The sequence below is a fragment of the Verrucomicrobiota bacterium genome (assembly GCA_021294815.2).
Classification (GTDB): domain Bacteria; phylum Verrucomicrobiota; class Verrucomicrobiia; order Opitutales; family LL51; genus LL51.
On the sequence record CP095464.1, the window covers coordinates 42,840 to 56,631 of the forward strand.

At 46.5% G+C, this 13,792-nt stretch carries 11 protein-coding genes and 1 tRNA gene; 5 read left to right on the forward strand and 7 right to left on the reverse strand.

Annotated features, from left to right (window positions below; translation table 11 throughout):
- The first annotated feature begins 102 nt into the window (after positions 1–102).
- A complete protein-coding gene (locus LW808_000230; GenBank protein ID UPA28495.1) occupies positions 103–837 on the forward strand; it encodes a ComF family protein in 735 nt (244 codons plus the stop codon).
- A gap of 20 nt (positions 838–857) precedes the next feature.
- Complete coding sequence (locus LW808_000235) at positions 858–1,823, forward strand: carbohydrate kinase family protein (GenBank protein ID UPA28496.1); 966 nt, start codon at positions 858–860, stop codon at positions 1,821–1,823.
- On the opposite strand, the gene LW808_000240 is transcribed toward LW808_000235, so the two are convergent.
- On the reverse strand, positions 1,806–3,176 hold the full coding sequence (locus tag LW808_000240) for a 4-alpha-glucanotransferase (GenBank protein ID UPA28497.1): 1,371 nt from the start codon (positions 3,174–3,176) through the stop codon (positions 1,806–1,808). The genes LW808_000235 and LW808_000240 overlap by 18 nt on opposite strands.
- A 42-nt stretch (positions 3,177–3,218) precedes the next feature.
- The gene (locus LW808_000245; protein ID UPA28498.1) at positions 3,219–6,653 is read right to left on the reverse strand and encodes a hypothetical protein; all 3,435 of its coding nucleotides are present in this window, start codon (positions 6,651–6,653) and stop codon (positions 3,219–3,221) included.
- A 99-nt stretch (positions 6,654–6,752) separates the two neighbouring features.
- Between LW808_000245 and LW808_000250 the strand changes: the two genes are divergently transcribed.
- Positions 6,753–7,403, forward strand: coding sequence for a ribonuclease HII (locus LW808_000250; GenBank protein UPA28499.1), 651 nt, complete (start codon positions 6,753–6,755; stop codon positions 7,401–7,403).
- Here LW808_000250 and truA read toward each other — a convergent pair.
- From truA to LW808_000275, 5 genes are all read right to left on the reverse strand, one after another.
- The gene (gene truA, locus LW808_000255; protein ID UPA28500.1) at positions 7,373–8,134 is read right to left on the reverse strand and encodes a tRNA pseudouridine(38-40) synthase TruA; all 762 of its coding nucleotides are present in this window, start codon (positions 8,132–8,134) and stop codon (positions 7,373–7,375) included. The two genes, LW808_000250 and truA, sit on opposite strands and share 31 nt — an antisense overlap.
- Before the next feature lie 5 nt (positions 8,135–8,139).
- Positions 8,140–9,399: a signal peptidase I gene (gene lepB / locus LW808_000260; protein UPA28501.1), complete on the reverse strand. Its 1,260-nt coding sequence runs from the start codon at positions 9,397–9,399 to the stop codon at positions 8,140–8,142.
- Entirely contained in the window at positions 9,399–10,487 is a 1,089-nt protein-coding gene (locus tag LW808_000265) for an aminopeptidase P family protein (protein UPA28502.1), read from the reverse strand. The genes lepB and LW808_000265 overlap by 1 nt, the downstream gene beginning before the upstream one ends.
- A 3-nt stretch (positions 10,488–10,490) precedes the next feature.
- Positions 10,491–11,126, reverse strand: a complete 636-nt coding sequence (locus LW808_000270) for a hypothetical protein (GenBank protein ID UPA28503.1) — start codon at positions 11,124–11,126, stop codon at positions 10,491–10,493.
- A gap of 11 nt (positions 11,127–11,137) precedes the next feature.
- Positions 11,138–11,219 (reverse strand) — tRNA-Leu (locus tag LW808_000275).
- 141 nt (positions 11,220–11,360) lie between these two features.
- Between LW808_000275 and LW808_000280 the strand changes: the two genes are divergently transcribed.
- Together LW808_000280 and LW808_000285 are read left to right on the forward strand one after the other, a co-directional pair.
- Entirely contained in the window at positions 11,361–12,119 is a 759-nt protein-coding gene (locus tag LW808_000280; GenBank protein UPA28504.1) for a hypothetical protein, read from the forward strand.
- A gap of 50 nt (positions 12,120–12,169) precedes the next feature.
- Positions 12,170–13,756 carry a 2Fe-2S iron-sulfur cluster-binding protein gene (locus LW808_000285; protein UPA28505.1) on the forward strand — a complete coding sequence of 529 codons (1,587 nt, stop codon included), beginning with the start codon at positions 12,170–12,172 and terminating at the stop codon, positions 13,754–13,756.
- Positions 13,757–13,792 lie beyond the last annotated feature (36 nt).

Sequence of the window (13,792 nt, forward strand, 5' to 3'; positions counted from 1 at the left end):
TAGGCACCGCTGTCAATTATTTTCTAATTTTCATGCAATTCTCAAGCCTTATCATTCGGTCGCTACTTTTCAAATTAACGAATTTTTTTATGCTTAAAAACGATGGGAATGACGCTACAGCGTTTTTTAGACTATATATTCCCGCGTTATTGTTGCTTTTGCGGCGAACATCTCCGACAATCAAATTTTCGATATCTTTGCGATGCCTGTGCTGCGCGACTTATTCCTATTCGTGAACCTATCTGTAAGCGCTGTGGGCATCCATTAACTTTCGATGCTTCCTGCCCTCGCTGTGCACGTTATACTTTTGATTTTGAACAACTGCGCTCAGCATTCCCTATCACTCGCTATAGCCGGCAACTCATTCACAACCTGAAGTACAAAAACCAAACTCATCTCGCTTCCGATTTGGCACGGCTCATGCTTTGCAATCCCCTCATGAAAGATTTTCTGCAAGGCAGTATTTTAGTCCCCGTCCCACTCCATTGGCGACGCCATTTTTGGAGAGAATACAACCAAAGCGAGCTCCTGGCACGTGCACTGGCGGCCATAGAATCTTCAATTTCCATAAAACTTTTATTGAAAAAAACTCGCCACACCCATCCGCAGGTAGGGCTTCATTCCCAAGCGCGCCAACAAAACGTTAAAGGATCTTTTCGGCTGAATACGAAGATCCACGTCGATCGACAGGTTAAAGTGATTGTACTCGATGACGTCCTAACAACGGGAGCAACGATCAATGAGTGCTGTCAAACACTCAAACAAAACGGCTTTCAACACGTTTACGCGGCGACTTTTGCGCAAACCGTCCGTTTTAAAAACTCGTCTCTTTATTAAATTTTTACATTATCAATTCTATGGCATCTGCCCTCGTTGGTTTTGATGGTTTTGTGGATCATATTTTCCAAGTTGTCGATCAGCGCCATGGTACGGGTCAGGATTTTCAAAAAGTCCGTTCAATTTCTGCTTTTGCCCAGCGCATTACCCGTGCTGCCGGGAAAAGTACCAACATTGAACTCTACCCCATCGAGACAAGAATAGGTGGCAATGGGCCAATTCTCGCCAATGCACTTGCGACCTATGGTCTTCACGTTGATCTTATCGGAACGCTCGATCACCCGATTTTCCAAACGCTATCCTCCAAAATCCAGCAATATTCGCTAGGTGTTCCTGGGATCACGAATGCGCTTGAATTCGACGACGGCAAACTGCTTTTAGGCGTTACGCAACCCATGGACGCGGTTACGCGGTCCTGTGTATTTGAGATTCTACCGCCTTTAACGCATGATCTCTTCTGCTTCACGAACTGGACGATGATTGTCCAGATGAATGATATTATCCAAAAACTCTTACCACAACTGCCACAAAACGCACTTTGTTTCTTTGACCTTGCCGACCCAGAAAAACGCTTTCCCAAGGATCTCTTACAGCTCTTTGAAATTGCCCCCCATCCTCACATGATACTGGGCCTCAACCGCAAGGAAGCGGAACATATTTTATCGATTCTCCATAAAAATACCGACGCGGAGCTTACAGTTATGGCTAGCACAATTCAAAAACACCTTCCCTTCCAAGAAGTTTTTATCCATGACACACGTTCTTGCGCGGCGAGTAATGGCGAGATGGACGCCTTTATCGACGGAATTACCGAAAACTTTTACGTCGAATCCCCCAAAACAACAACCGGTGCCGGCGACCACTTCAATGCGGGTTATCTCACCGCGCGTCTCCAAGAACAATCACTCATCAAAGCCCTCCATCGTGGCTTTCAAATCTCCAGCCACTTTGTCCGCACAGGCGAATGTCTATCTCCTAGCGAGTAAGCGTTTGCAAACTTCATCGGAAATTTGTGACCATTCGAAGCGCCATGAAAATAATTCTCCAGGCGAAAGCTTCAGACCTAAAAGATCCGGTAGCGTCGTCATTAACGCTCCCGCATGCGTTTTTCGTAAAAACTCCTCAAGGGATTTAGGAACTGTGCCACTCGGTGTCACATAATGACTCGTATAGACAATGTTGCGCGGACTGTAATGTGATTTTTGATCATTTAAGGATAAAACCGCACTACCAAGCTCCAGTTGTCGAATCGCACGATCTTCAATAAGTTTTTGTTCGAAAAAATCACTCGCGATGAAATTATTCGTCTGCAGGGCTTCGCGAACACTCAAGAAAAGCTCTTGATCACCGGTTGGGACTCGTCGATGTCCCGAATCATTTACTCCGAATTCATCGCACTCAAAGAACATGTGAAAGTGTTCTAAATTTACAAGGTCGACGTTTTGCAACTCCCGACGGAAACGATTGATCCAAAAGCGGTAGCGATCCGCCTTAATCCGCGACCACCGGTACTGCGGTGCCTGAAAAATTTTTCCCTCTGGGAGTAACTTCGATAATAGTAGTCCGGGCGCCGCCTGGATCACTCCTTCATGATCAACGAAAAATAAATCCGGATTACTCCAAACTTCATAACTATCGTGCGCAACCGATACCGGTACCGAAAGAATCATTCGAATGCCTGCGTAGTTGGCTGCACTGCGGACACGTTCCCAGTGACGTGCCAGGAGGAACTGTAAAATTTCATGGTGCAAGACGGGCTCACGAAGCTGCTTTTGTGTCTTTTCCAATGATACAGGATCCCCTTGCCGTAACGCCTCCGGCCAAGCATACCATGGTGTTTGTAGTTCATCCTGCAACGTCCGAAAGAGCGCAAATCGCCCAAGCCAGCGCTGATTAAATTTTTTAAAACGCATAAAAGCCGCTAACAACTCAGCAGACGCCTTTTCGTTAAAAACGTTGGCTACTTCTGATAATAATACACGTCGGCACTGTAGGATTTCCGTTCGCGACTTTTTTTCGATTTGTTGTTTAAAATCCTCTAACCGTTCGGGTGCTACTAGTCCTTCATCACGTAACCAGGCAAAAGAAATTAAATCCGTATTCCAACCATAGGAGGTATTGGCAAAAAAGCGTTCAAAATCTACAGTTTCGCGAAGGGATAAAAGATGCCATAAGCGTTGGCCCGTTTCATTGAGAAACCGTATCCATTTAAGTGCATGAGGACCAAGTTCACCAATTCCATATGATCCCGGTAACGAGGGAATATCGAGGAGTATACCCGTCTCTCCGTGAAAAAGTTTACAACGATCCTCAACACAGCGGCCTCCTCCCCAATCCATGGACTCTAGTCAATTTTTTTTAGAGCCCACGGCAATCGAAAATCACAGAACCATCGGATCGGCACCAATTGTTCCCTCGATGTCATGCAGGTACTGGTCAGACGTGAGGTATTTGAGTTGTTCGTAGCAGTCATGGACACGTTTACGGATCCGCATAGAACGCGTGTAACTGGCATTGGCCTTTTGAGCGATAAATGCCCGCATCCGACGAATACAGCGATGTAGATGGAGGACCCGAATTTTTTGACACGCTAGTAAACGTTCGTGATACCAATCACTTGCTAAAATTGTTTTCCGATCAAACAATGCCCGGAAAGCTGGATCGTGCAGTTTCATTCCTTGATATTCACCATAAGCCATCACGTGGAGCAGTGCGAGCACCGGCGGACAGGCATACCGAATCGTATGATCATCAAAAAAACGTAGTGCCGCGCGTCGATGCGCATCCACGATATTTTCGATACTATCGACAAAGACTGCCATATCTTGTTGTTCCGGTTGGAGCATAGCTTCTGGGAAAACGGTTTCCGGTGAGGTTAAAATTCTTCCGAGAAAGGTCGTTACAAACTTCCGATTAATACGGTATCCTAAGCGTCCAGCCTCGACGTGTTTCCCTTGGTAGTCGAAATCCTTACAGCGCTCTAAATAGCCACCTTCAATAAGACAACGTGGATCGCGTTCTTCCGGACGCATACGGCTAAAGATTTCCGGAATTAGGTAAGAAATATCATGTCCAACCTTGATTTTAGGTCCGATCATACCAGCCGACGAAATAAATCCCTCGTAACCGCTGACGACAAAACTTAAAAACGCGTTATTGAGATCGACAATTTGGCTAATCGCATTGAACGGACCTTTTGTCATCACACCTTCTAAACCGGCACCGGTCGTTGAGGGTGATTTCCCGGTCATATTGGAAGCAAATTCCATAAACAATTCGGGCAATTCGAGATAATGAAGTGGATTGTGGACAGACAGTGGCCGAATTCCCGGTTCTGGCGGATTATTCCGTCGTCCTGCGATCACCGCATCCGCGGCAAAATATACCGGCATTTCAGCACGAAGACCTCGTGCGAGCCGCATGCCCATCTCGGTAAGATACATCGTCCGCGCTTCGGTAATATCTTTGCGATCCTGTAAATAACGCATGTTACTACTCAATGAGCCATCAGGCATAACGCGTTGCTGCGAGGGACAAACAACATATTTCGGCGCGTGAGGGTCTTCCAAAAATTGTTTTAAAAATGTCTGCATCGGCGGCGTATACCGGGAAAATTGGATGCTATTATCGACAATCTTTTGGACATCATCTTTGGTTAACGGCTTATAATTGCAGATAAAGGTATCATCCCAGGTCATTTCGCGCTCGGCCTCATGATCGTATCCGGGATCAATGGCATCATCGGGGCGCTGATAGAGGCGATATTCGCAATTTTCGACAAATTTCACGGAATCATACGGCTTTTCAAGTCCTGGTAACTGACGCACCGGTACGGTAACGCTTGCCGTAATATCGTCTTCCATCGAAATTTTTCGCGCCGAACGGAAATCTTCGCGCAAGGAGAATAGATTCCAAGAATGATCGGAACGGACGCCTATCCGCAAATAATGCGCAACCACTTTTTGGTTGAGATATTTGAGCTCATGGCCGGCCATTCCATTGACGAGGTCAACAGAAAAATGCGATTTCCAATCACTCCCCCAGCTCTCGCGATAATGGAGTTTTATTAAATAAATAAGTTCACGGATATTGGGCGAAACCGTTGTCAGCCAGCGATTATATTCGTCCGTTTGCTCATCGCTCTGCTGGAACATCTTAATAATCGATCCCAAAGAACGTCGGCGATCGAGAATTTTCAACGTCTTTTTCGAACGATCTTTATAGCGGTTTGAAAAGTCCATGTTGAGGATTTTATCAACCTCGTCGCAGTCTTTTTCAAAATCAACAATCACCGCGCTCCCAACGGAAATGTTATCGTCAATAGACTTCGAGATTTCTGATTTTCCTCCTCCTGAAACTGTTGATGGTTTGTGACAAAAAATACCCTCACCTACGGTTCCAATGAGTTGCCATTGTCCTGAATGGGGATTCTTTTGGAGCTCCACCTGATAGCCATTGGGCAACACATAAGTCCAATTCGGAACAATCCGTAACATCATGTTTTTCCACGTGATTTGCTGTTCTTTGGCGGAAAAATGAGCGTCTTCGGGGACATAAAGAATGTCGGAATATTGGCGATCTACCCCATAGCCTTCCTTTTTAAAATCAATTTTATCCGCATACTGAGAACATAGGGCCGAAAAGGACTGGTTCGATGGCGCAATGTAATCCATCTGGAAATCATCGCCGAGGTTATAACGTGGATTGGCTAAAGTTCCCCCGGAGTGTTCCTCTTCACAAAGTCCATAAAGGTTCGCCGAATAACTCATCTGCGTCTTAATTTCCTTTTTGCCGTAACCGTTGTAGCTGTCCGCAATGATGGAAAAAATCACACCGCTCTTATCACGCGCCATGACTTTAAAGGGCTTCCCATTGTGATAAATTTCATCTTCGTGTTCCCAGCACATACCGTCGCGGCGTTGGCGTTCCGTCGCCTCGGAAATATGCGGTAATCCCAGTTCCTTTTTCGTCAACTTAGTTAGGTGTGGCGCAACAATAATACAACCTGTATGCCCCGTCCAACGTTCGGGATCGAGCGCGGGATCATTTTCAGGCGACATCGGTGAACCCGCATTGCCAAAAATACTTTCCGCCATATCTAAAAAATTGACGAGCGAACCGGGTACAAAAAACCTTATTTCCATGCGCTTTTCGCAACAATAGTTCGGTACCGCAGGACAAACTATGGGCTTTAAATATCCAGAAACAAAGGTGTAGGCCTTCTGCCGCTGGGTTGCGGTAAACGGAAGCTCCAACAGATTCTTCGGAGGATGACAGGCATACGCTAAAAGTCGCACAAAGGTCAATTTCGGGACTTCAATTTTATCGTCGGGGACTGAAAAATCCCCCCCTTCAACAATATGAAATACGCCTTTTGTCGTGCGTTTATCGATTTTGGGATTATGCAAAATGCCCTGGTAGACACGATAACTATCGATGTGCTCGGAATGAAATTCATCCGCATCGGGCGGTAATGAAAGCACGCGTGCGACACCATGACGGTCGGTCACAAAAGTATGGCGTGGGATCCAGTCGTGCTTTTCTTTGTCTGGAATTTCGGCAAAATAGCGTTCGCAAAAATCGATAATCCGTTGGTCGGAGGGACAGTTATAATCTGCCAATAGGCGTCGAAAATTATTCGTCGAGGCCAGTAGCGGCTCTGCAATTCGCGCAATTTGAAGGTCTTGACGATGGCTACCTTTCCAGCCTAATGCCATCAAACCTAAGTTCACATACTCATGGAGCGTCGGATCATTCAGGATTGGTGTTTTTCGCGATGCCCCATAGCCCAACGCACGCTCGATGTCCGTAATCATACGAAATATTGTAAAAATTTTACATTAAAATCAATTCTTTTGCACCTATACGCCACGGATTGAAAAATAAATTCGTCAAAAGTTTTCTTTTTAAAAAAGATGGGTTGTGTGAATGAGCGCATTGAATTCGATCGCCAATTTTTCAATCAATTTCCCGTACTCATCGGTATTGACGAAGCGGGGCGTGGTCCTTTAGCAGGACCCGTTGTTGTATGCGGCGTCTCTATTCACAAAGACCATTTTAATAATATTGCGCGTTTGGACTGGATCGAAGATATCGATGACTCCAAAAAGCTATCACCTCGGAAACGCGAAGGGCTGTTTGAGAAACTCCTAGAACTGCGAAACCAACATATTTTAGACTTTATTACCTGTGGAATCGATGCTGCAACCATCGATCGCATCAATATTTTAGCGGCAACCACTCAAGGGATGATTCGCGTCGTCGAGCGTTTATTTACAAAGAACAAAGCCGAAGAAATCCTTATTGATGGCAATCCCATTAAAAACTTTCCCTTTCCTCATCGAGGTATTGTTGGCGGTGACGGAAAGAGCGCCTGTATCGCTATAGCTTCCATCATCGCTAAGGTCACACGAGATCATATTATGACCGCTTTTGATCGGAAATATTCCGTATACAATTTTGCCCAACACAAAGGTTATGGAACGGCGGCCCACATACAGGCTATTCGAACATACGGCCTGTCACCAATCCATCGTCAAACGTTTTGCAGAAAATTTTTAGCATAAAATACACGATCAAGGCACAACCCATGCGCGGGCGCAGTAACAATTTTCTCGCGTCGTTCTTTTTTCTCTAGGCAATCCCATACATAATCGGCCGTCAATGCGCCACGCCCCACTTGAAGTAAGGTTCCTGCAATCGTCCGAACCATTTTATACAAAAAACCGCTTCCTTCGACTATGAGCTGTAACTTTTTGCCTTCTTGCTGAAATTCAAGGCGATAAAGCGTTTTTTCAGGATTTACAGCTTTTCCATCGCGATGGATAGCGGCCAGAGCTGTAAAATCGTGTGTTCCTAAAAATTGTTGCGCTAATTGCTCGATGGCCACCAGGTCCACTGGACGATCGCCGACAGACCAATAGTAACGCGTCTCAAAGGGCAACGCTTGACCAAGGTAAAATCGGTAAATATAACGCTTTCGAATCGCCGAAAATCGAGCATGAAAGGACGCATCGGCCTCTGTGATAGAGGTAATTTGAATATCCTTTCGAAGACCTGAAGAAAGTGCTCTTAATAGTTTCTCAGGCCCATGTTTCCACTCCGCATCGAAATGAAAAACTTGGCCGCGTGCATGGACACCGGCATCGGTCCGCCCGGCACCATGAACCCGAATCAACCTTTTGAAAATCGCGCTTAATCGTGCTTCAATTGTATCCTGAACGGTATTACCACCGACCTGACTCTGCCAACCTTCAAAATCGGTTCCATCATACGCACAAGTACAGCGCCAACGCATGAATTTTAATGGGAAATCCCCCAGCGCTTCGTGAATGGATAGAGAATAAAGACCGCCTTCCCGACAACCTCTTTCTCTGGAACAAAGCCCCAATAGCGGCTATCGGAACTCTCGGGCGAATTGTCACCCATCGCGAAAAAACAGTGATTGTCGACGTATACGCTCTGATCCTCACTCAGGAGCCCGACATTCGTATAGCCCGGATAACCATTGCGTTGTTGGTTGTCGAAAGCGAATGCCTCCGCGCCCTCAATCGGCTTCCCATTGCGCCATAACTCCGGCGGCCTCACTTCGAGCTGATCACTGGGGATTCCGGCCAGACGCTTAATGAAATACTTATCCTCGCCATGCAACCCCTCGATATTACGAGTCCGGAAAACAAATGGATCGCCCACTTTCGGTCGCGTAAAGTGATAGCAAAATTTGTTTACGAATAGCATATCTCCCGATAAAATATCGAAGTTCAAGACCGGCTCACCCTCCTTCTTTTCGATGCCCGTATTGAGATAAAATACGCGCTTACCGTGTTCGTTATAACGGTGTAGCCGATGATGAGACCGCTGTTCTAAAACCTCTATCCAAGAGTGTTTTCCAGGAAAGAATGCCTCCAGGACGACATCGTCGATGTTAAATTCCAACGGTACTTGAAACGTCACTGGCTGATCACCCACACGAAACGTGTACTCACGCTTTTTCGAAGGAACGATGCCTAAAATTGGCGCATCTACTACCCGATAACAAAGATTGCCGCCATAAGGCCCCATTTGGTCCCTATGCAGGGCGACTGGTACAAAAATATCCCCCGCTGCCGGCGCATTTACCTGGTAATGCGATGCACCATAAAGTGCCCAACGCTTCAGACGCTCGCCCCAATTTTGAGTACTTTTGGTGAATTCGTACTGCATACCAGCGTAGGTCGGGTACATCGAATTCGTCGGGATCTCAAAAGGTTGAAAGAAAAACGTACGGATTGCCAGCGCTAGGATTGCCGCAAACAAAAAGACCTCTACATTCTCTACAAGGCCGGTCATAGGATAGATATCGCCACCGATATCGGCAAAAATCTTTTCGACCTCCGTAAACTTCTCTGTCGCTGAAGGCATAGGTAAATCGGCGGCCTCTCCAATTAGCCTTTTGGCACGCAGCAGCGCACTCCATTGGTCTGCGGTTAAAACATCGCCGCGATAATCTTCTATCTTTTTGGCGAGCAGCAAAAAGTCCTTTGCAAGGCGCTTCGCCGGGTATTTCTTTTTGAAGAAAAACATTACAAAATCCAATCGTAAGGAAAATTCGACAAAAGTTCTGCCGAAGACTCGCGAATTACGACAACATCCTCGATGCGTACACCGCCAATATCCGGGTAATAAAGCCCTGGCTCAACAGTCACAACCATTCCTTCTTTGAGCTCGACATTTTGCTTACCAATACCTGGTGCTTCATGAAGTTCGAGACCAACCCCATGTCCGGTCGCGTGAAAAAATCCCATATTATCAGTCGTCTCGTAACCGAGGTTTTCAAACAATGCGATATTTTTTTCATGAATCGAGGCCGCCTTAACGCCAACCTTAAGGGCCTCAATCGTACGATCATGTACCATCTGGACCGCGTCATAGACCGCTTTCTGAGTTTCCGTGGGCTGTCCTTTTAAAAATGTTCGCGTCATATCGCCGTAATAACCAGACTCTCGAAGGCGCGGAAAAATGTCGATTACGACAAATTCATTCGCCCGAATCCGCCCAGAACCACGGAAGTGAGGACATGCTGCAGAACGTCCGCAGGCAACAATCGTTTCTTGCGCCAGAGCTCCGTTTTGGAAACAAACATTTTCAATTTCGTGACGTACACGCTCCGATGTGAGGTATTCCCCGTCGAGCCATAGATCGTCGTTTGTCACTTCGGCTAGGGAAAGCATCATTTTCGCCCTCTCAAACGCCAATGCGGTTACGCGACAAGCTTCGCGGATTTGATCACATTCTTCAGCGGTTTTAGTAGTGCGCTCTGGCAGAAACTCATCTTCAGCAATCGCGTACGGCAGTTCTTCTTTTTGAATTTTCAGTAATAGTGCCGCTGGGAAATTTTTTGGCAATAAAAGCGTCTCATCGGGATAACGCTCGCTAATGGCTGCAATTAAATTAATGAGTTTTGGCTCTCCTTCTGGGACCAAATCTTTGGGTAATAAAACCCCATCAAATGCCGATTGCTCACGCATCGCGGCAAACTCGAGTTCATTTGCTACAGCATAACGTTGACCCTCAACCTCAAACGCCAGAAACGCATCGGTCGTAAAAAAATGCCCCCAGTAGAGCAAATTTGCATTGGTCGCAGGCGTCGCATAAATCAATCGAATAGCCATAGCTTACAGCTGCTTGAGAACGGCAGTCGCTTGCTCTTGCCAATAAGACGAATGATCGCGGTGTGTAAGCTTATTAAAAACATCCTTTGCACGCGCAACTTCCTGTCGTCCCCACAGGCTCATTCCCAATAGCCACATCGCCTTCCCCTGGATTGATCCTGGATACTTTGTGCTTCCCGCAATATTGTTGAGAAGTTTTTCACCCTCTTCGAGAGCACCAGAACGTATCAGTGAAACGGCTTCTTCAATCTCCGCCTTTCCGCCGAATGGACTATAGCCAAAGGCTGCGACCGCACGACGGTAGTAATCCGCCGCTGTTTTAAAGTCCGCCTGAGCATAAGCGCGCGCCCCTAGGGTTTCAAAAAACGTTCCTGCGAGCTTAGTACTGGCATACTTTTTCGCAAACGGCTCAATATCACCGCTAAGAACCGCACTATTGTAATCCCGCTCGCGGACGTGTGTTACAACTGTTTTTCCAACCGTAACAATGATTGCCAAAAGCACAATAATCGCGAACACGATACCCATCTGTTTCAACGCCGACAAATGCTGCGCAAAAAATACCCACGCCCGATCGCCAAACGATACGGACGCCTGAATCTCGCCCTCCGGCGCTTCCCCTAACGGCTCCTCACTCATACAACTGCGGGTGTTTAGGAGGGGACTCGAACCCCTATGCCTCTCGGCACTGCCGCCTGAAGACAGCGTGTCTACCAATTCCACCACCTAAACGCTTTCGTTGGAAGATCGTTATTCTGGGATTTTTGTCAAGCTAGTGCGTTATGCGTCCGACGATTTTCTAAGCGCTTGTTGGGAATCATAATCTGGATTGAACTTGATAAAGCCGATACCGAATTTAGACTGTCGTACGCTATGCGGATCAAAGTTTTGCTGGGATTGGGAATTTTTTCCGGCGTGATTTTCGCGGGCTACTATGGATATCGTAAGGTATCCGATGCCTCTACTATGGCCGAGTTTTTTCCTAAAGACAGCGTATCAGGAAAAATATTTTTATTAGGCGAAGGCCACAACGATGAATGCTGTCTCAAAAAGGAAATCGAATACTGGAAGCACTGCTATGATACCTATGGCTTCCGACATCTATTCGTTGAAGAATCTTACGCAACCGCACAATTTTTAAATCTCTGGATGCAATCCGACAACGATGAGATTTTGGATCAGTTAGAACAAGATTGGGAACGCGCTCACCTTGATAGTTTCGGACCTAACGTGATAAAATTTTTCAAAGCCATCAAAGATTCCTGTCCCTTAACGATCTTCCATGGCACAGACGTCGCGCATCTCTTTAAATCGACGGACCAGCGATATCTTGAATATTTAGAGGCACAGGGACAAAAAGATTCCGAAGCCTATCAGCGCACTCAAGACAATATCCAACAAGGAAAATACATTTACCGAGACAACGGATTCGACTGGGATACACGCGAATTCATGATGGTCCAAAATTTCATACGCGAATTTGATACACTTGGCGGACTCGGTATTATGGGCATCTATGGTTCCGCTCATCTCTATCGCGAATGTTTCCAAAAAATTACCGTTCCCCGCATGATCGAACAGTTAATAGAACATTACGGCAAGATCGTTCGCGGTAAATTCGCCGGAAACTAAAACGTGTACCGTACTTGACGCCGCATCGCTTCTTGATAGCTTTAGGTGCAATGGGAACGCTCATAGCGGATGGACGGGAAGTGACCTTTAACGAAGAAGAAACACTGCTCGAAGTTTTCAATAAAACGGAATTCAAAATCCCACAAATGTGCTTCCTCGCCGGATTAACACCCAATGGTCGTTGCGGTCTCTGTACGGTCGAACTCCAAAGTGCTCAAGACTGGGTACCGATTCTCGCCTGTGCAATTCGTCCCCAAGAAGGCATGGTAGTCCGGACACAATCCGAACGCATTACCATGATCCGTACACTCGCAGCCCAACTCCTCTTACGTTCTCATCCCTGTGACTGTGACTACTGTGAACACTTTGGGGATTGCGAACTCCGTCGGATCTACAACAAAACCGGTTTCGGATTTACACGCGCTATTGAAGACGGAAAGAAGCAAAAGCCTTATCTTTCTCCACTCTCCGATCGACTCCTCCTGGACCGTGAAAAGTGCACATCCTGTGGTCTCTGTGTCTCTTTCTTCCGCGAAGAACTTGGTGAAGATTTTGTTCACTTTATTCGGGAAAAGAACGATCATCTTCGCCTCGAACGCTATCCTCATACGAACACGGAGAACGGCTATCTTCTCAATGCCATCGAAGTCTGCCCGTGCCATGCGCTTTTTGACCAACAGGCCCTCAGCGCCCTGCCCTCCTGGAAGCTACACACCGTTCCCGGAATTTCTACCGAAAGTAGTGCTGGCAACAATATTTATCTCTGTGCGCATGATGGGGAAATTGCCTACGTCCAACCACGTTTCAATCCCCAAGTTAACCGCTACATTCCCGATAGCATTCGCAACCTCTATCGCGATAACGACAAAAACCGCATCGATAAAGTATTATTCCACGGACAGCCCATCAATTTACGTGAAGCGCTCACGAAGTTTCTCAAAATGGTTGGCTTTGGACACCGTTGTGCGATGGTCGCCCAGGCTAGCCTTTCGTTAGAGAGTCTCTTCCTCATCCGTCAACTCGCAGATATTTTAGGAGCACCCGTTTTCTTTAAAAAACATCCCCAACCAGGCGACGGCTGGCTGATTTCAAAAGACACCGATACCAACGTCCGCGGAGCTCTCCTTACACGTGCCATTAAAAAAGAACAGATCGAAGATTTCCAAGAAATCGAAACACTGATCGACAACCGTCAAATCCAGACACTCATTGTTTTAGAGACCGATCTTCTCGCTGAAGGATTTACCAAAGAAGCGTTTGAAAAAGTGGAAAGCGTTATCTTTGCGAGCCATAAAAACGTTACGACACCCCATGGACACCTTATTTTTCCACTTACCACCGTCGTCGAGGAAGATGGCCATCTCATCAACCAAAATTTTTTATTACAGCGCTATCACCGTGCACTCACACGCCCAACGGAAGCACAACCCCTGTGGCAATGGCTCGCGATGGCTAAAAATAGCTATTTAGGCAACACGGGAACTCAACGAGAATTCCAATCGATCGAAGCCGTTTGGAATGTACTCTCAAAATCCATACCAGAGTTCCTCACCATTGATTTTGCTAAAATACCGGATGAGGGCATAACGATCGACGGCCAACGTTTTACCAACTTCCCCTTTTGCGACCGAGAATAAGAGATTGCCAAATAGGCGTTCCTGGGTTAGCTGCGC